We start from the raw sequence: 18,510 nt of genomic DNA on the forward strand, positions 1-18,510 counted from the left end.
GTATGAATTAAGATTCTATTGTGCGGATAATAATGGCATGTACTGTACTTTATACTTCGTTCCAGATTCGGTTTACGTTATTAAAGGCAATTTGGGTACCTTTGCGGCATTCTTCCATGCCTTCGTATTCAATAGACATGTAATTGTCATAACCGGATTGTTTCACGATACGCAGAATTTCATATAAATTGAGATCTCCTTGACCGGCGATTGCTCCGCGTAGGAATTCGCCTCCAGCACTCTTGAACCAACCTTCGCCTGGGTTACGGTCAGCAGGACGGATGTAGAAGTCTTTAATATGCACCATTGATGCGTAATTAATATTATTCTTCACAGCGAATATTGGGTTTTCATCCACGCATACGAAGTTCCCGACATCAAGCGTCGTCTTGAAATTAGGACGGTCTACAGCATGAATGAGAGCCTGTACACGGTCGCTTGCTTGTACGTAATAACCATGGTTCTCTACACTTGTCGTAATGTCATATTGCTTAGCATGATCAGCAATACGCTGGCAAGCATGCGCGATGCGGGATAAATCTTCATTGAATCGAGCAATGGACGTATCTTGGCGTGAAGCTACATCATGGCGCATTAGTTTTGCTCCAAGGCGATGGACACGATCTACTTCGCTAATGACACGTTGAATTTCGGCCTCATAAGCTTCTTCTGTATCCGTGATGAAGTTCGCTCCGATGGCATAATTGGAAATAGCGATGCCTACTTCTGCTGCTTTTTCGCGAATTTGATCTTCCAATTCGGGATTACTATTGAAATCGAATCCAAACGGAACGATTTCGATATGTTGAGCGCCAATGTCGGCTACCCAAGAAATAACGTCCTGAATGCTCATGTTATCTGCTGCCATAGCTTGATACAAACTATAAGAACTAACGCCTAATTTCATGATGATTTGCTCCTTTGGCAATATATTGTTTGCTTTAACCCCGATATGCTTGGATGAAAGAGACCGCTTTACGGATATCTTCTTCTGGATTTGTTCCGACTTCTCGTTCAATTGTTAAATAGCCGTTGTAACCAATTTCCTGAAGTGCTGCGAAGTAGGCTTTGAAATCAACTTTACCTTCACCAAGTGGAACTTCCTCAAAAGCGGCACCGGATGCTGCCATTTCAGCGATTTTGGCATGATCCATTGCACCGTAACCAAGATAACCATACACGTCTCTAGGGTCAACAGTACGTAGGCGTTTGCCATCTTTGACATGGGTATGCACAAGGTAGTCCTTCAGAGTCTTGACGCCTTCAACTGGATCATCACCAGTGACCATGACCATATTTGCTGGATCGAAATTGACGGAGACTCCGTTGGTATGCAACGTATCTAGAAAGCTCTTTAAATGAGCAGCTGGTTCAGGACCCGTCTCAATCGCGTAATAGGCATTCATGCTCTTCGCATACACTCCGAGTTCATCGCATGCACGTTGCATGGCGTCATAAATACGACTGTTCTTGTCGTCCGGCACAATACCAATATGAGTTGTTACGATGTTACTACCGAGCTCTACAGCCAAATCAAGAATTCGTTTGGATTTCTCGACTTTTTCAGGGTTCACCTCAGCATCTTGGAAGCCATGACCAGCCAAATCACCGCAAAGCGCTGAAATTTCGAGCCCTAGACCGTCGATATAACTACGAAGTTCTCTGCGTTTAGCAGCATTTAACATAGCAGGGTCCATTTCGCCAGCTACGGCATAGATTTGTACGCCATCCGCACCTACTTCTTTTGCCTTTTTCAGACCTTCTAGAACACCTATACCAAAGCTGTCTACAATGACACCGATTTTGTTGTTTAATTTCATCTCAATCTTGCCTCCTTCAAATTAGAATTGAATTTCGCGACCTTCAGCAGCCGATTGATAAATAGCGTTTAGTATTTTGATCATTTCTACGCCATCTTCCACGGGACTGTTCGTTTCGATAATACCCAAGCAACTGTCTACAAAATGGTTGATCTCATTCTGGAAGCTTCCTTGGAAATCAAATGCAGGTTGGGTGATTTGTGGTTCGATATTGATCATAGTGTTGTGTTGTTCCGTCACGATCGACAATTTCGGTTCCACTTCCGCACCGCCCTTCGAACCATAAAGATTGACTTGGGCCGAATCTTGCTTCGCATGAAGGGAGAAGCTCACATCCACCAATAAGGATGCTCCATTCTCAAATCGGACCAATGCATTTGCCATGTCCTCAACATCGTTACGTGTTGCGTCATAATCTGCCGCCTGATAGAAGTCATAATTCTCTATATTAGAGCGGTTGCCAAGTTTAGAGTAGGTGTTACCGCTGACTGATTTGACTTTAGGTTTGCCCATCAAGTACCAGCACAGATCGATCACGTGTACACCAATGTCGATAAGTGGGCCTCCGCCTGAGCGATCTTTATCGGAGAACCAGCCCCCTGGGTTGCCGAGCCGGCGAATCATGCTAGCTTTGGCGAAGTAGATGTCACCAAGATCGCCAGCATCAATAAATTTCTTTAATACAGCGATATTAGAAGCGTGACGACGGACATAACCGACCTGAAGCATCTTACCTGTCTTCCGTACAGCCTCTTCTACTTTTAGAGCTTCGTCTACTGTTTTGCAAAGTGGCTTCTCGCACAATACATTCTTATCGGCTTCAAGAGCGGCAATACTGATCTCAGCATGTGAATTGTTCCAGGTACAGATACTTACCGCTTGTACTTCCGAGTTGGCAAGGAGTTCATGATAATCAGATTTCTCAGCTGTTCTACGGGCTCTCTCTTCGTTCAAATCGCAGACTGCCCACAGTTTTACTTTCGGGTTGGCTTGATAGGCGTGCAAGTGTGATTCGGAGATCGACCCATTACCAATAAGACCTATTTTTATTGGGTTCATTGTGTACGTTTACATCCTTTCATTATCCATGCATTTTTTTCATGATTAGCTCATTATTTTGCATAGACATGTTTTATTTGTTCATGTAAGATTAATTTAACATACTTGTTTAAAGGGGAGAATGGTTAGGATGACAAAATATATGGACTATATGATCAGTAATCATCCGATCCGAGTATATAACCCGATGGTAGATTCAAGCAAACTGAAAATCAAGTCGCTTACCATTGTAAATTCAGGACATTTACCGGCAAGGACACTCCAAAGAATAGATGCAAATTTCAAATCCTGGGCTTTCGTCATGATTACGGGTGGTGGTGGTTTTTATCAGGTGAATGGTGGTGAGAGACAGGCGGTTGAAGCAGGAAGTTGGTTCTGTCTATATCCTGGTGCTATTTTTAATTATGGTCCGCATAAGGATGGGTATTGGGATGAGTATTATTTTACAGTAGACGGCGTTAGAGTAGACGAGTGGCTTGAGAATTGGCTAACAGATCCCGGACTTCTTAAGCATGCGGACATTGATGAAGCTTTTATTCATAAGATGGAATTGATGTTCATGCTCATTGACAGTGGTGTCCCGAGTAATCTGGACCGCGCATCCATGATGTTGGAATCTTTCTTGTATGAACTTGTTGCTCAAAGTGATAAGAGTGAAGCAGGTAATCGAGGGAGCCAAGTATTGAAAGTCATCGATGATATCTCTCATTCACTTCACCTATCACAAGAGCCTGAGGATATGGCGGCAAGACATCATATTTCAGTGTCCACACTACGAAGAATCATTCATGAGTATACAGGATTCCCTTTGAATGAATTTCTTCACCGTCTCAAAGCCGCAGAAGCAAAGAATATCTTGCTCAATTCGGAGCTGACTGTAAAGGAAGTGGGTGAAGCGCTCGGTTATAAAGATACGTTCTATTTCTCCCGAGTATTCAAACGTATAACAGGTCTTTCTCCAAGGAACTACCGTGGGAGAGTTGGTCAGTAACACCTTTTCAGCAAAATATAAGAAAGTATAAGTTTCATTTGATATCATGCAATCAAACTATAGTCAGACAGATGGAGGTAGAGCAATGAGAGTATATTTTAAAGGATTGACGACGAGCATGGCCCAGGGTGTCGCTCAGTTGGCAGACATGTTGGGATTACAGATTGATCCAGGGGGCTTGGTTATTGAGGTCATTCAAGAGGATGGTCCTCTGAGTGTTTCATGCAGCGACGGCCAAGGAGTCATTCATTATCAGAACAAAATTCATTTCTATCGTGCACTTGGACTATTTATAGAACATACCAAAGCGGGTGATTCCTTTGAGGTGACTGAACAACTTAGATTCGATTTCAACGGGACGATGCTGGATGTATCTCGTAACGGGGTCATGCGAGTGAATACCATTAAGCAGTTTATTCGTTATATGGCAGTCATGGGTCTGAACGGATTGATGATGTACACAGAAGATACATATGAAATAGAGGAACTTCCGTATTTCGGATACATGCGTGGTCGTTATACGATGGAGGAACTGCGTGAGTTGGACGATTATGCGGATATGTTCGGGATCGAAATGATTGCTTGTATCCAGACGTTAGGTCACCTTCATCATGCGCTGAAATGGGACTATGCTGGACAGATAAAGGATCATCACGACATTCTCCTTCCTGGTGAGCCCAAAACATATGAATTTATAGAGCAAATGATCACGACAGCCGCAAAGACATTCCGCTCGAAACGGATTCATATCGGAATGGATGAAGCGTTTCAGGTTGGACTCGGACGGTATTTGAGGGAGCATGGCTTTCGCGATCGATTCGAAATTATGAACGACCATGTGGGTAAGGTGCTCGCTATGACAACCAAGCTTGGACTTCATCCGATGATCTGGAGCGATATGTATTTCAACTTACTTGCGAACGACTATCAAGGACATTTATATAACGTAAATGCCGATTTCTCTGATGATAATATGGACCAAATCCCGGATGGTGTGCAATTTGTTTATTGGGATTACGGTAAAGGTGACGAAGCAGGTTACGAGAAAATTTATGACATGCATCTTAAGTTCGGGTCACTCCCTATTTTGGCAGGCGGGATTCATATGTGGAATTCCATAGCACCGAATTACGGAAAAACATGGACAACCAGTCATCCGGCATTACATGCTGCTAAGAACAAAGGATTGAAGGAAGTGTTCTCAACTGCATGGGGTGATAATGGTAACGAAACCAATCATTATGTCATTCTTGCAGGCTTGCAGCTATTTGCTGAGCATGGATATGGGGACGAGGTCGATGACGAACGTCTTGGTCAACGTCTAAAAGCTTGCACAGGTCTCGATCTATTTGATCCGCTTGTTTCGCTCAAATATATGGATGAAATTCCGGGTGTCGATGAGGGAAATCACTGGATGGCCAATCCTTCGAAATTCTTGCTGTGGCAGGATTTAATGATGGGATTGTTCGACGGACACATCGATGAGGACAATGAGAAAGTGATCCCTAGATATTATGCCGATCTGGAGCAGAAATGGCGCTCTTACAAGGAAGCGATGCCAGCCCCGTTTAATTGTTTATTCGAAACTTATGAGAAACTGGCAGGTGTACTTGCTCTGAAATCCACATTGGGTATACGTATTAAACGGTTCTACGATGAAAGACAGATGGATCAACTCACGAACATTGTCAACGCGGAGCTTCCAGAGTTATATCGTCACGTTGAGGCATTGCGTGTGGCTCACCGCAGGATGTGGATGATCACTTACAAGGCCTTTGGGTGGGAAGTACTCGACATCCGGTATGGTGGCTTAATGGCTCGTATACAGTCTACAGGCGATCGGATTATGGATTATGTCGGAGGTCAGGTGGAGGAATTGGAGGAGTTGGAAGTACAACGTCTGATCTTTGATCAGAATGGTGTACCTACTGCACCCCTGAATGTGAACGCATCATATCAGGTGATCGTAACCGCGGGATCCCTAACGTAATTCTAGACACAAATAAATCGCTCAGTCCTCTAATGATGGACTAGGCGATTTATTTGTGTTTCTAAAGAATCCGAGAAAGCTTGCGGTATTCACTTGCGGAAATCCCCTCATGCCGACGGAACATACGACTGAAATAATGAATATCTGGATAACCGACTTGTGCTCCGATTTGTTCTATAGTCGTATCGGTTTCACGTAGCAGTCTCCGCGCTTCACGGTGGCGAATGGATTGAATATATTCACTGGGTGGTAATCCTACGGTTTGTTTAAAGAGCTTGGCAGTGTAATCGATGCTTAAACACAAGGCATCTGCAATCGATTGGTTCGACCAAGGTTCTGAAGGAGCAGATTCTATTTCTTCAACGATTTTTGCTAACTTTGTGCTATGCGCAGATGAAGTGATTAAGGATTGAGATGTGGAATTGCGCATTAAGTGAACCAAAATATTCATCATTAGTGACTTGCAGACAAGTTCGTAACCTAGCTTGCGCATCGTAAATTCTTCTACAAGCTGCTCCATGAGTTGAACGCAAACAAGGGAGGGCGTATAGATGACTTGCGACGACAAGGGAGGGAATATGTCTGAACAGGCTTCGAGTCCGAACTTATTTAGATGAATATCATCTTCGTCGACGATTAAATCGGCCTCTGTCATATTGTTAAGCTCATGGAAGAAATCGAAATGAATACCAATAAAACGCGCATCCGGCTGTGAAACAATCTCATTCTGATGGTATACGCCAGAAGGTAGGAAGATAAGTTGTCCGGCGTAAATGTTGAAGCGTTGTCCGTGCATAGTTGTGACAGCTTGACCTTGGACGACATAGAGAAGTTCGAAATCGTATAGTCTTCGTTTGGGAAAAATGCTGGTGGGTACGCGCTGGAATTGTGCGTAATGAATACTTGGCGACCATTCTTGGAAAGAAGCTGAACGCTGTAGTAGATAAGTATCCCTTAGTTTATCCATCATATACACTCCTTGAAATCGATTTAGAATTGATAACGGAATTGTACAAATATTCGCTAATACAGCTAAATAAATATCATGAATAATCGTTTATTATATAGCTATTATTACATGTTGTTCAGAGATACTCAATACAGCTGAAATAGCTAAAATGGAGGTTTTTTTGATGAAGAAGGGAATTAACATTTGGTCGTTTAAGGGAGACTCATCTATAGCCGATTGTATAACGTTAGCCAAACAAGCAGGATTTGATGGTATCGAGTTGTCTTTGAATGCAACGGGCGAGCTTAGTCTTAACTCTGGGGATAAGGAAGTTAGTGAGATCAAGGCGAGGATTGAAGATGCTTCACTAGAGATTGCTGGACTAGCTACGGGTCTGTATTGGGACTATCCGATGACAAGTGGGAATAAGGAGATTCAGGGCAAAGCAATCGACGTATGTAAGAAACAATTGGAGCTGGCAGCAGCACTAGAAGTCGATACGATATTAGTCATTCCCGGTGCTGTCGGGGTAGATTTCATTCCTAACGCTGAAGTTACCGATTATGAACGAGCATACGAACGGGCGCTGGAGTCGATTGCAGAGCTTGTGCCCTATGCGAAGAGTGCAGGCGTATCTATCGGACTTGAAAATGTCTGGAATAAATTTCTGCTAACACCACTCGAAATGCGTTCTTTTATTGATGAAATTGATTCAACCTACGTAGGCTCGTACTTTGATGTAGGTAACGCTTTGCAGAATGGATATCCGGAGCATTGGATACGTATTTTGGGTCATCGGATTAAAAAAGTACATTTCAAGGATTACCGTCGTCAAGCGGGAGGATTGCATGGATTTGTTGATCTTCTAGCAGGCGATGTGGACTATCCGGTGGTTATGGAGTCACTCAGAGCGATTGGGTATGACAACTACGTAACGGCAGAGATGATCCCGCCTTACAATCATTACTCTGAGCAAATCATATACAATACCTCGGGTGCGATGGATGCGATATTGGGACGTAAATAATTCAAATGATAAATGGAGGTTTTTAATATGAAAAAGATAGGACTCATTGGATTTGGATTTATGGGGCGTATGCACTTTGATAACTATGTTCGACTAATATCTGAGGGCTTACAGATTCAACTGGTAGCCATTTGTGATCTACGGATTGAAGAGCTGAAGCAAGGAACGGCATCGGGCAACATTGCAACGGAACAGGAAGTATACGATTTAACACCATACCGTTTATATGATGATATTGATACGATGTTGGAGAATGAAGAGTTTGATATCGTTGACGTAGCCCTTCCTACTTATTTACATGCGGAGATCACGTGCCGCTTGCTGGACAAAGGGTTACATGTATTTTGCGAGAAACCTGTTGCAGGTAATTCTACGGATGCGTGGCGCATGGTAGAGGCGGCGAAACGTAACGAGAAAACACTGATGATCGGGCAATGTTTGCGCTTCTGGCCTGCTTATGAATACGCGAAAGAATGCGTTGAGGATGGACGGTATGGTAAAGCTACCGCAGGACTTTTCTTCCGCGGATCAGGTGCCCCACAAGGTTGGTTCCTCGAAGGCGAGAAGAGTGGTGGCTGTATCATGGACATGCATATTCATGATGCAGATATGATTCATTGGTTGTTCGGCAAACCAGAAAAAGTGTCGTCGATTGCTCGTAACATTATTCCGGGCAGTGGCTATGATATGGTCTCTACCAACTATATTTATCCGGACAATAAGGTAGTAAATGCACAAGCAGATTGGACCCTTGAAGGGGATCATGGCCTAGTTATGTCTTATCGTGTGAATTTTGAAGGTGGAAACCTCGTGTTTGAGAATAATATAGTAACGGTTAATCCAAAGGATGCTCCAAGTTTTGTTGCTGAACTGTCGAGCGATATGGGTTATTATCGTGAAATTAAATACTTCCTTCAATCCATCATGGATGGTGAACCAGTAACAATATGTACACCGGAAAGCGCCGTAGCTACTTTAGAAATCATTGAAGCGGAAATGCGCTCTGCTGATCAATCAGGTGTATTGGAAGTATTATAAGAAAGTTATCATCCATATAAGAAGGAGCATCCCGTGATAGGGATGCTCCTTCTATTCGTTGTAAGGAATACGAATCGTAACGGTGGTGCCTGCTCCAAGGGAGCTTTCCACTTCAATACCATATTGATCGCCGAAATAAAAACGGATACGGTCATGAACATTTTTGATACCGATATGTGCTTCTCCTAACGTATCCGAGGTATCCATAAGGCGTTCGCGTAGCCCAGTAATCTGAGTCTCATCCATCCCAGCCCCATTATCCTTGATCTTAATCAGCAAGCAGTTATCTTGTACCGTTGTGGAAATTTCGAGTAGGCCGGTACTGACACGACGTTCCAAGCCATGCACAATGGCATTCTCGATAATGGGTTGTAAAGAGAAATGTAAAACATTCGCTGTATCGCTATTTGGAGCGAGATTTTCGGAGTATTGAATTTTATCTCCGAAGCGCATTTGTTGTACTTTAATATATAAGCGGGTATGAACAAGTTCATCGCTTAGCGAGACGATATCTTTGCCTGTTTGGATATGAATGCGAAATAACTTACCGAGTAGTCCCACCATTTCTGCAATGTCTCTTTGTCCGCTAAGCACGGCTTTCATCTGGACCGATTCTAGTGCATTTGCGAGAAAGTGAGGATTGATTTGGCTCTTGAGTGCCCCATATTGTGCAATCTTCTGTTGGGCGATCATATTGGATGATCTTTCAATATGACTTTGTAGGTCTTCAACCATCTTACGTATGCCTCTATAGAGAACGCCGAATTCATCTTGACGGTCACTGCGTAGATTGACATCGAACTTACCGAGTCCAACGGACCTTACTTGTCTGCTTAACAGAATAATAGGTTTCGTTACTCGTGCAGATAAGATATACATAAATAGGAGTGCTGTAACCAACGAGCAGAAGGCAAATCCCAATATGATCAAGCGGAACATATTGGCATCTTTCGCCATCTCCTGCTCATCAATATATTGAATGACCTTCCATCCAGAATAAGGTGAGGTAATAAAGTCAAGATAGGATTGCTTACCCGCAAATGGCGCATAGAAGCTTCCTGTATCATTGGCTAGCACGCGTTCTAGCGAAGCGTAGTCTGAATTGGATAGAACAAGCGGATTCTCTTGATTCTCCTCGGATGAATAGATAACGCTACCCTTATCGTCAACGATGAGAAATTTACGATTGCTATTCTCTGATAGGTTTAAGATTTCACGTAAGGAATCCAGTCTGATATCGACTAGAATGATGGCAAGATGTTGTTTACTACCTGTTTTATTAATGACTCGCGCAATGGACATAACAGGCTCTTTCGAGTTAAGGCGGTGGAAGGGCTTATGCGTACCAAATATAACAATTTTACCTCGGCTCGCTAGGGTCTGTTTATACCAATTTTCCTGAAGGAAATTACTATCATCATAATCTGCTTGATTAAAGTTAACAGAATAAAAGACGCGATCACCTGCGTAAATCTGTACACTATCGACATTCTTGATCGTCATCTCAATGGTGCTTACGAAATGCTCGATTACACTTCTGTATTGGATACCTATATCTTCAATATGATTTGCCCGATTGTCAGCCCAGTTTACAAGAGAGCTTTGAAGCTGACCATCCAGTTGTGCGGTGAGTGTCCCTTTTTCTATACTTTGAAGATACTGATCAATATTAAAGGATAGATTATTTAGGATAAGGTTTGCGCTATCCTGATATTCATTTTTGACCGTCTGAAGTGAGAAAAAATAAACAATACCTGACATGATTGTGAGAGGTATCGTAATTGTGCAGATCATAAGAATGAATATTTGACGGTTCACATGTCTCATTTGAAACCGTTGGGACAGTCGTCTGAATATATTCACTTCATCACCATCCCAATTGTTTTCGATAATCAGATGGTGTCATTTGAGTGATACTTCTAAACATTTTCACAAAATGTTTGTAGCTCTTGTAGCCACACATATTGCATACATCTGTGACTAGATACTTCGGATCTTTTAAGCACTGTTGTGCATAATGAATTCGAATCTCGGTAACAAACGTCATATAATTTTTATTTAGTTTTGTTTTGAACAGACGGCTTAAGTATGACGGATTATAGAAGAAACGGTCTGCGACCATTTGAAGCGTTAGTTCTTGATCAATATGATGCTCGATGAAATTCTTGATTTGTTCAAAAATAAGTACATCTTTTGGAACGGATAATTGATTCTGTTGTTGATAAACGGTGTTCAGATGAATAATCCACTCGAACAGCCAGTCAAAGAGATGATCAATCGTCTGGAAATCATCTACGAATGTAAGTGTTAGTAACTTGTTACTGTAGACGCCCTCCACAGCAATACCATGTTTATGGGCAAACCGTAGGGTCACATTAATAATCTCCTGTAAAAAGGCAAGCCATTCGTCGCTAGATACGTTAGGTAATTTCATTCGTGATTCGTCGGCCAGTTGCTTCATCAATTTTCTTGTGAGCGTACCATCCCCTTTTTCTAATCCCTCGAGTATTAGATGAGATTCTAGAAGGACCAAATGACTTGCAACTTCTTTATGTACGTCGGAGGATGGCTGTAAACCTTGTTCTAAGAAAAGATATCTCCCCGGTTGGGAAAACCGCTTGTATAATGCCTTATCGACAAGCTGAAGGGATCTACCAGCTGCAGACAATTGAGACAAGGGTTGTCCCATAGCCATATACATCGTTGTTGGAAGCTCTATAAGATTAAGCTGATTAAGTAATGTTTGTACTTGTTCTTCTATTTGAGTATCGAATCTCGTTCCATTGGGACATTCGAATATTGTAAGCGCGTACAACTTTGATTTATGATAATACATAAGAATTTGTCTGCGGATATCGTGACTTAATAGGGTTGTCGCTACATCCGATACGAGTCGCTCTGCAAGCTGTTTCCAACGCATATTTGTTCCTTGAATGGAATCTGGCCGCGGAATATTGGATACAACGATAGAATAGAACATGTAATTCTTACTTTCGAATCCGCAAAGGCGTTGGAGCATGTCTGGTTGCAACTCGACCTGATCTTCCAGCAGATGTTTCAAGAACTGACTATGTAAAAGCGTCATGGCTTCTTTGGCCTCTTGTTCTAATTCGGAGCGGGATTGCTGTTCTTGTCTCCTTATCTCTAATACCTTCAGACATTCTAGCAAGCTTGCTAGACTTTCATCATATTCAAGGGGTTTGAGTAAGTATGATTGTATACCCCCAATTCTAATGGCCTTTTGTGCATAAGCGAAATCGTTATATCCCGTTAATAACACAAATACCGTATCCGGTAGCGCTGGGCGAAGTTGTTCGATCATCTCTAAGCCGTCCACTTCAGGCATACGAATATCTGTAATGACCAGATCGGGTCGTTCCCGAAGAGCCATGATAATTCCTTCTTTTCCGTTCTCTGCCTCAACAATGGTATTCACTCCCAATTCACTCCAAGGGAAATATTGCTTCAAGCCAGCTCGTATGGTAGGTTCGTCCTCGACAATCATCAGTTTATACATAGCATCCCTCTTGAGTAGAATTTTGTTTGCAAGTACAATTAGCATTCATTATACAAGAAAATTATGGCAGGAGGAGTTTTAATTTTAATCACAATAATTAATAAAATTGATTAGTAAGAATAGAGCCATGAATGTAAAAGTAGAGGGATTTCTCAATATTAGTATTTGAATTATGCTAGATACAAGAACTGAAAGCGCTTCAATAGCTTTCTACTCTGAATTAATTACTGGGGGGAATAAGAATGGCAGCAAGGATGAAACGGTTGACAGCTGTAATTAGTATCATGCTCGTTATGATGATGCTTGCGGCGTGTGGTTCGAATAACAATACGGCAAATTCAAGTACGAACACCGTCAAAGAAGAGAAACCGAGCGGGGAAACAGAAAAAGCAAAACCCGTTACTATCACTTGGTGGAATTTCCCGAGCTTTCAGGCACTTGACGGAGAAGTCGGCAAATATGAGAAAGAAATCATCGCCGCTTTCAATGAGAAGAATCCAGATATCAAGGTCAACCTTGAAATGATTACGTTCGATGGCGGACCTGAGAAGCTTAACGTAGCTATTGCATCGAATTCCGCACCTGATCTCATATACGATGCTCCTGGACGCATCATCGACTGGGGCAAGAAGGGTCTGCTAGCTCCGTTAGATGACATGATTACAGATGAAGTGAGAAACGACATCTCGCCAGCTTTCTGGAAGCAGTCTACTGTAGGCGACAAAACAGTGATGTATCCCATTAATACCGCTCCTTTCATGATGGCAGTCAACAAAACCATATTTGAGAAAATAGGTGCATTGGATTTATTACCACTGGATCGTCCTGATAGAACTTGGACTTTTGATGAATATAAGAAAGCACTTCAAGCGGTTAAAGAAAAAGCACCAGATGTTATTCCTTCCGGATTCTTTGCGAAGAGCCAAGCTGGAGACCAAGGAACACGTGCATACCTTGCAAACCTTGGTATATCGAGATTCTTGAATGAGGATTACACCCAGGTCGCTATTAACACAGAAAATGCAGGGAAAGCACTTGATTGGATCGTACAAGCCGAGAAAGACAAGTTAGTTATTTCGGGATCTGCCGCTCTTGCTGCTGCAGATGTTAACGATCTGTTCCTTCAAGGGAAATTAGCATTCACTATTAACTATTCAGCTGTGCTTAAAGCACAAAACGCTACACTGAAAAAAGCAGAATTCGAAGAAGTGTTACTTCCGTTCCCAACATTAGATGGCTCGAAGCCTAAGCTTGAACCTTATCTTGGGGGAATGGCAATATTCAACAACGACGACGAAGCTAAAATTGCTGCTTCTAAGAAATTCATTGATTTCGTGGCAAATGATGAAGTATACGGTAAGAAAAACTTGATTCAAACGGGTGGATTGTCTGTACGTAACTCGATCACAGGACTGTATAATGATCCAGAATATGCGTACGCTGAGCTTGCTCGTGAATTTATTACTGATCCTCCAACGATCGCAGACGGTTGGGCGGATGTCCGTACCTTCTGGTTCCCTGAATTACAGCGCGTACTTTTAGGTGAAGCAACGGGTAAAGAAGCACTCGATTCATTCGCCGCTAATGCGAACAAAGCGATTACGGATGCAAAAGCAAAAGCTCAAACCCAAAAAAAATAAGCTAACAGAAGATTAGGAGCAGCGTACTAACGGTGCGCTGCTCCTTTCCATCCATAGGGTAAGGGGAGATCAGTTTATGTTCGCAACGATTCTAAAATCAAGACGTCATGTCTGGCGGGAATGGTTGATCAGTTATTTGTTTTTATTGCCTGCGTTATCGTTTTTCCTTCTATTTGTAGCGTATCCCATGCTAAAAGGGGTGTACATCAGTTTTTTTGATTATTCGTTGAATAACTTCGACTTCATTGGTTTAGACAACTACAAACATCTCTTTCAGGACAAAACGTTTATTCAGTCGATGAAGAATACGATTCTAATCGTTTTTATAGCTGTCCCACTTGTCATTGCATTCTCCATTTTTGTTGCAATGACCATTTACAAGAAGAATGAGTTCACGCGTTCGTTTTTCAGAGGTGTCTTTTATTTACCTGCTGTGACCTCTGTCGTCAGTATAACGGTGGTCTGGGCTTCGATCTATGAACTAAATTTTGGAATACTAAACTACATAACGAGCCTATTCGGTGCTGAACCGATTGCTTGGCTTGGTAATCCACATACAGCTTTGTTCGCGATTATAGCCGTATTAATTACGACATCTGTCGGCCAGCCGATTATTCTATATGTGGCATCGGTCGGCAATATCCCGACCTCTTATATTGAAGCCGCACAGATCGATCGTGCGACATCAGGGCAAATATTCAGAAAAATTATATGGCCGATGTTAATGCCTACGAATTTATACATTATCGTCATTACGACCATAAATACGTTTCAAACGTTTGCCATTGTTCAATTGCTGACGGCAGGCGGACCATTGTACAAGACTTCAACGGTGATGTACGGCGTGTATGAGAAGGCGTTTATGTTAGGGAACTTTGGGCTTGCCTCCGCAATGGGCATCATACTAGCTGTTGTCATCGGTATTATTTCATTCATTCAGTTCAGATATTTAGGCAGCGATGTGGAGTACTAGGAGGGGTCAGCATGAAATTGAACGATCAAATTAATGTGAACAATAATCTCGTCCAAGTTCAATCAAGAAAACCAAAATGGCTTCGAGAGATGACTGGTAGTGCAGTACTATCTAATATTTTATTGTTTGTGTTTGCTTTACTGTTTATATTCCCTTTTTATTGGATCGTATCTGGTGCGTTCAAAGTTCAGAACGTGGCGGTAGCAATTCCACCTCAATGGATTCCACACGAACCTACATGGGATAATTTCAGTACGCTATTTAAGAACCCGGTCTGGAAGTGGACGTTTAACAGTTTCTTCATCGCATTTGGGGAAATGGTTGGTGTTTGCTTGGTCGCTTCGATGGCAGGGTATGTCCTTGCCAAGAAATCATTCCCTGGTCGCAAAATTATCTTTACGATGTTTGTCGCTGCTATGGCATTACCCAAGCAAGTTATTCTGGTTCCTTTGTTTACGATGATCGCTGATTTTGGATGGATAGATACCTATAAAGCTCTTATATTACCGGCTATTGGTTGGCCGTTCGGTATCTTTCTGATCAAGCAATTTGCTCAGACGTTACCAAGTGAGTTAATAGAAGCTGCCAAAATAGATGGTTGTTCGGAACTGCGTTTATTTTACAGTATCGTTCTGCCTTTACTTAAACCCGCAATCGGAGCACTAGCTATCTTCACATTCATCAATGCATGGAATGATTATTTCAGTCAGCTTATTATGACGAGGTCGACACCGATGATGACTTTACCGCTTGGTGTTGCCACACTAAAAGGGGAATATACGACACCTTATGGTGTATTGATGGCCGGCGCTGCATTTGCTTCTATTCCGATGATTGCGATTTTCTTATTGTTCCAGAAGTCATTTACACAAGGGATTACGATGGGCGCAGTCAAAGGTTAAACGACATTATACATTAGGAGAGACTTATATCATGAAGCCAGATCAATTGGAACGATTCAAGGGGATTACAGTTGCGATGTATTCTTGTTACGACGAACAAGGAAAGGTCAGTGCAGGTGCAGCTCGGAAGTTGGCGCGTTATTATGCGACAGCAGGTGTAAGCGGGTTGTATGTCGGAGGTAGCTCCGGAGAAGGCATGCTACAATCGTTAGAAGAGCGTAAAGCCATTCTTGCGGCAGTGGTATCCGAAGTTGGGCGGGAGCTCACGGTCATTGCTCATATTGGAGCACCTTCTACGCGTGATAGCGTGGAATTGGCACAACATGCTGAGCTTGTAGGTGCTCATGCGGTATCGGCCGTGCCTGCCATCTATTATCGCTTATCTCCCGAGAGTGTGGAAGCCCATTGGCAGGCCATTATAGATAGTACTTCACTACCCTTCATTATATATCATATCCCGCAAACGACGGGGTTTCAGTTATCCAAATCGCTACTCACCAAGATGGCTACGCAGGACAAGGTAATTGGTGTGAAGATTTCAGTGGAAAGCACGTTCGAGTTGCAGCAATTTAAGGCAGCGGGAGGCGATGATTTCCTAGTGCTCAACGGTCCGGATGAACAATATTTAGCTGGTCGTAGCATCGGTGCGGATGGTGGTATTGGAGGGACCTATGGCGTGATGCCAGAGTTGTTTATGAAGATCGAACGTTGTTACCAGGCAGGGGATATGGTGGAGGCACGGAAATGGCAGTTTATTGTGAATGATGTGATCACAGAGTTGCTTTCATTTCCGTCACTGTATGGTGCTTGCAAAGCGATTCTTAAATTGCGTGGTATCGACAGTGGTAATCCGAGAATGCCACTGCTGCCTGTAGCTGAAACAGATTGGGAGCGGCTCCAATGCCTTAATGAGAGAATCAAGACTTATGTCGCTCAGGTAAACGAATTATGATAGTTTCCAATCGTATTTTTCCAGACAAAGGATTAATCGTTTCTTGCCAAGCACTTGCGTATGAACCACTTCATGGCGGTGATACCATAACCAAAATGGCTATCGCTGCAATTGAGTCGGGTGCCATTGGTATTCGCACCAATGGCGTATTTGACATTCATTCGATTAAACAAGCAGTGAAAGTACCCGTGATCGGACTTATTAAGCAGGATATACCTGGTTCAGAGATTTTCATAACCCCCACGATAAGAGAAGTAATGGCGATCGTGTCAGCAGGGGCGGATGTGGTGGCGTTGGATGTTACTAATCGAGAAGGACGCTTGGAAGCTGTAAAACCATTAATCGAATATGCTAAAAGGGCCGGAGTTGCCGTTATGGCTGACGTTTCTACGTATGAAGAAGGAATTGCCGCGGAGAAACTAGGTGTTGATTTCATTGGAACGACATTATCGGGATATACCTCATACAGCACGCAGGCGGAAGGACCAGATTTCGAGCTTGTGCAGCAATTGTGTGAAATGGTTATGGTTCCTGTGATCGCAGAAGGAAGAATATGGACACCTGAGGATGCCGTACGTGCTATCCAATGTGGTGCAGCAAATGTCGTTGTTGGGAGTGCAATTACCCGCCCGCAGCTGATCACCGCGCGATATGTAGCAGCCTTGAGTAAGTCTAGCAGTGTAGGGCAGTAAGAGATATATATGATTTTCTCTAGTAAATTTTAATTAAATATTTCCATATGATAGAATGAATGAAAGATTACCTTTTAGGTGACTTCAATATATCTTTCATAGGATGTGAGACTCAAGATGATTGATATTCATACACATATACTGCCAGGCGTGGATGACGGTGCACAGGACTGGCATGATACTTTGAATATGGCTAGGGCAGCTGTTGAAGAGGGGATTACAACGTTGATTGCAACTCCACATCATGCAAATGGGAAATATAATAACACAGCTATTGAAGTTATAGAGCACACCCGACACATCAACGAACAGTTGAAGAAAGAGGGTGTGCCTCTTTCCGTTCGGTCTGGACAAGAAATTCGGTTGCATGGTGACTGGTTAGAGGCATGGTATCGAATGGAGTTGCTTACGCTAGCCGACTCTCGTTATGTGCTGATAGAGCTGCCGTCCTCTCGTATACCGAAAGAAATATATGAACTAATCTACGAATTAAATATTATAGACCTTAAACCCATTATTGCTCATCCTGAACGTAATGCAGAGATTATGAAACACCCTAAGCGACTTGCTGATCTCATTGAGAGAGGTGCTTGGGCACAGGTTACGACGCATTCGTTACTAGGTGGCTTTGGTAGACAAGTCGAGAAATTGGCTTGGTCATTATGCAAAAGTGGCCTTATTCATATCGTATCATCGGATGCTCATCATATAGAGCATAGAGGATTTCGGTTGCGTGAGACCTATGATGTGATCGAGGATCGGATGGGGGAACCGTGGAAGAACTATTTTTTGAACAATGCGCAGTGTGTCATTGACGACAGATCTTTTGAGATTCAACCCATCGAGAAACCCTTGTCGGGTGGGATACTACATCGTTTAGGTTCCTATTTGCGAAAATAATATGTCAGCTTGCGATTAATATTATGTATCAGCTTGTCTTATTTGATTCATACTATGATC

At 42.7% G+C, this 18,510-nt stretch carries 16 protein-coding genes; 10 read left to right on the plus strand and 6 right to left on the minus strand.

The features are described from left to right. Positions 1-49 precede the first annotated feature (49 nt). From BW961_RS11830 to BW961_RS11840, 3 genes are read right to left on the minus strand one after another with little or no spacing between them, the layout of a single operon-like run. Entirely contained in the window at positions 50-907 is an 858-nt protein-coding gene (locus tag BW961_RS11830; protein WP_068587115.1) for a sugar phosphate isomerase/epimerase family protein, read from the minus strand. Between the two features lie 34 nt (positions 908-941). Continuing rightward, a complete protein-coding gene (locus BW961_RS11835; RefSeq protein ID WP_068587121.1) occupies positions 942-1,820 on the minus strand; it encodes a sugar phosphate isomerase/epimerase family protein in 879 nt (292 codons plus the stop codon). A 21-nt stretch (positions 1,821-1,841) separates the two neighbouring features. Next, a complete protein-coding gene (locus BW961_RS11840) occupies positions 1,842-2,879 on the minus strand; it encodes a Gfo/Idh/MocA family protein (RefSeq protein WP_068587125.1) in 1,038 nt (345 codons plus the stop codon). 130 nt (positions 2,880-3,009) lie between these two features. Between BW961_RS11840 and BW961_RS11845 the strand changes: the two genes are divergently transcribed. Both BW961_RS11845 and BW961_RS11850 read left to right on the plus strand, forming a co-directional pair. Beyond that, positions 3,010-3,870: a helix-turn-helix domain-containing protein gene (locus tag BW961_RS11845; protein ID WP_068587128.1), complete on the plus strand. Its 861-nt coding sequence runs from the start codon at positions 3,010-3,012 to the stop codon at positions 3,868-3,870. Positions 3,871-3,955: 85 nt separating this feature from the next. After that, complete coding sequence (locus BW961_RS11850; RefSeq protein WP_068587130.1) at positions 3,956-5,860, plus strand: beta-N-acetylhexosaminidase; 1,905 nt, start codon at positions 3,956-3,958, stop codon at positions 5,858-5,860. 61 nt (positions 5,861-5,921) lie between these two features. Here the strand turns inward: BW961_RS11850 and BW961_RS11855 are convergent, their stop codons facing one another. Further along, entirely contained in the window at positions 5,922-6,830 is a 909-nt protein-coding gene (locus BW961_RS11855; protein WP_244555939.1) for an AraC family transcriptional regulator, read from the minus strand. Between the two features lie 163 nt (positions 6,831-6,993). On the opposite strand from BW961_RS11855, the gene BW961_RS11860 reads away from it, so the two are divergent. Both BW961_RS11860 and BW961_RS11865 read left to right on the plus strand, forming a co-directional pair. Next, positions 6,994-7,836 carry a sugar phosphate isomerase/epimerase family protein gene (locus BW961_RS11860; protein WP_068587134.1) on the plus strand — a complete coding sequence of 281 codons (843 nt, stop codon included), beginning with the start codon at positions 6,994-6,996 and terminating at the stop codon, positions 7,834-7,836. A 27-nt stretch (positions 7,837-7,863) separates the two neighbouring features. Continuing rightward, positions 7,864-8,874, plus strand: coding sequence for a Gfo/Idh/MocA family protein (locus BW961_RS11865; protein WP_068587136.1), 1,011 nt, complete (start codon positions 7,864-7,866; stop codon positions 8,872-8,874). Positions 8,875-8,925: 51 nt separating this feature from the next. Here the strand turns inward: BW961_RS11865 and BW961_RS11870 are convergent, their stop codons facing one another. Then, entirely contained in the window at positions 8,926-10,737 is a 1,812-nt protein-coding gene (locus BW961_RS11870) for a cache domain-containing sensor histidine kinase (RefSeq protein ID WP_068587141.1), read from the minus strand. Positions 10,738-10,741: 4 nt separating this feature from the next. Next, a complete protein-coding gene (locus tag BW961_RS11875) occupies positions 10,742-12,391 on the minus strand; it encodes a response regulator (protein WP_068587143.1) in 1,650 nt (549 codons plus the stop codon). A gap of 242 nt (positions 12,392-12,633) precedes the next feature. Here BW961_RS11875 and BW961_RS11880 point away from each other — a divergent pair, with 242 nt between their 5' ends. The 6 genes from BW961_RS11880 (at position 12,634) to BW961_RS11905 (ending at position 18,450) form a co-directional block, all read left to right on the plus strand. Next, positions 12,634-14,031 carry an ABC transporter substrate-binding protein gene (locus BW961_RS11880; protein ID WP_068587146.1) on the plus strand — a complete coding sequence of 466 codons (1,398 nt, stop codon included), beginning with the start codon at positions 12,634-12,636 and terminating at the stop codon, positions 14,029-14,031. Positions 14,032-14,107: 76 nt separating this feature from the next. Further along, entirely contained in the window at positions 14,108-15,004 is an 897-nt protein-coding gene (locus tag BW961_RS11885) for a carbohydrate ABC transporter permease (RefSeq protein ID WP_068587149.1), read from the plus strand. An 11-nt stretch (positions 15,005-15,015) separates the two neighbouring features. Then, on the plus strand, positions 15,016-15,906 hold the full coding sequence (locus BW961_RS11890) for a carbohydrate ABC transporter permease (RefSeq protein WP_244555940.1): 891 nt from the start codon (positions 15,016-15,018) through the stop codon (positions 15,904-15,906). Positions 15,907-15,937: 31 nt separating this feature from the next. Beyond that, positions 15,938-16,858: a dihydrodipicolinate synthase family protein gene (locus tag BW961_RS11895; RefSeq protein ID WP_068587152.1), complete on the plus strand. Its 921-nt coding sequence runs from the start codon at positions 15,938-15,940 to the stop codon at positions 16,856-16,858. Further along, on the plus strand, positions 16,855-17,550 hold the full coding sequence (locus BW961_RS11900) for an N-acetylmannosamine-6-phosphate 2-epimerase (protein ID WP_068587154.1): 696 nt from the start codon (positions 16,855-16,857) through the stop codon (positions 17,548-17,550). The genes BW961_RS11895 and BW961_RS11900 overlap by 4 nt, the downstream gene beginning before the upstream one ends. 117 nt (positions 17,551-17,667) lie before the next feature. After that, positions 17,668-18,450: a tyrosine-protein phosphatase gene (locus tag BW961_RS11905; protein WP_068587156.1), complete on the plus strand. Its 783-nt coding sequence runs from the start codon at positions 17,668-17,670 to the stop codon at positions 18,448-18,450. Positions 18,451-18,510: the final 60 nt, after the last annotated feature.

This window comes from Paenibacillus macquariensis, assembly GCF_900156375.1.
Taxonomy (GTDB): Bacteria; Bacillota; Bacilli; order Paenibacillales; family Paenibacillaceae; genus Paenibacillus_AQ; species Paenibacillus_AQ macquariensis.

Excerpts from the sequence above, each read along its gene's own strand:
- BW961_RS11865 (WP_068587136.1), top strand. The coding sequence starts at position 7,864 with ATGAAAAAGATAGGACTCATTGGATTTGGATTTATGGGGCGTATGCAC.
- BW961_RS11885 (WP_068587149.1), top strand. The coding sequence starts at position 14,108 with ATGTTCGCAACGATTCTAAAATCAAGACGTCATGTCTGGCGGGAATGG.
- BW961_RS11875 (WP_068587143.1), bottom strand. The coding sequence starts at position 12,391 with ATGTATAAACTGATGATTGTCGAGGACGAACCTACCATACGAGCTGGC.
- BW961_RS11900 (WP_068587154.1), top strand. The coding sequence starts at position 16,855 with ATGATAGTTTCCAATCGTATTTTTCCAGACAAAGGATTAATCGTTTCT.
- BW961_RS11835 (WP_068587121.1), bottom strand. The coding sequence starts at position 1,820 with ATGAAATTAAACAACAAAATCGGTGTCATTGTAGACAGCTTTGGTATA.
- BW961_RS11855 (WP_244555939.1), bottom strand. The coding sequence starts at position 6,830 with ATGATGGATAAACTAAGGGATACTTATCTACTACAGCGTTCAGCTTCT.
- BW961_RS11895 (WP_068587152.1), top strand. The coding sequence starts at position 15,938 with ATGAAGCCAGATCAATTGGAACGATTCAAGGGGATTACAGTTGCGATG.
- BW961_RS11845 (WP_068587128.1), top strand. The coding sequence starts at position 3,010 with ATGACAAAATATATGGACTATATGATCAGTAATCATCCGATCCGAGTA.
- BW961_RS11905 (WP_068587156.1), top strand. The coding sequence starts at position 17,668 with ATGATTGATATTCATACACATATACTGCCAGGCGTGGATGACGGTGCA.
- BW961_RS11830 (WP_068587115.1), bottom strand. The coding sequence starts at position 907 with ATGAAATTAGGCGTTAGTTCTTATAGTTTGTATCAAGCTATGGCAGCA.
- BW961_RS11860 (WP_068587134.1), top strand. The coding sequence starts at position 6,994 with ATGAAGAAGGGAATTAACATTTGGTCGTTTAAGGGAGACTCATCTATA.
- BW961_RS11850 (WP_068587130.1), top strand. The coding sequence starts at position 3,956 with ATGAGAGTATATTTTAAAGGATTGACGACGAGCATGGCCCAGGGTGTC.
- BW961_RS11880 (WP_068587146.1), top strand. The coding sequence starts at position 12,634 with ATGGCAGCAAGGATGAAACGGTTGACAGCTGTAATTAGTATCATGCTC.
- BW961_RS11840 (WP_068587125.1), bottom strand. The coding sequence starts at position 2,879 with ATGAACCCAATAAAAATAGGTCTTATTGGTAATGGGTCGATCTCCGAA.
- BW961_RS11890 (WP_244555940.1), top strand. The coding sequence starts at position 15,016 with ATGAAATTGAACGATCAAATTAATGTGAACAATAATCTCGTCCAAGTT.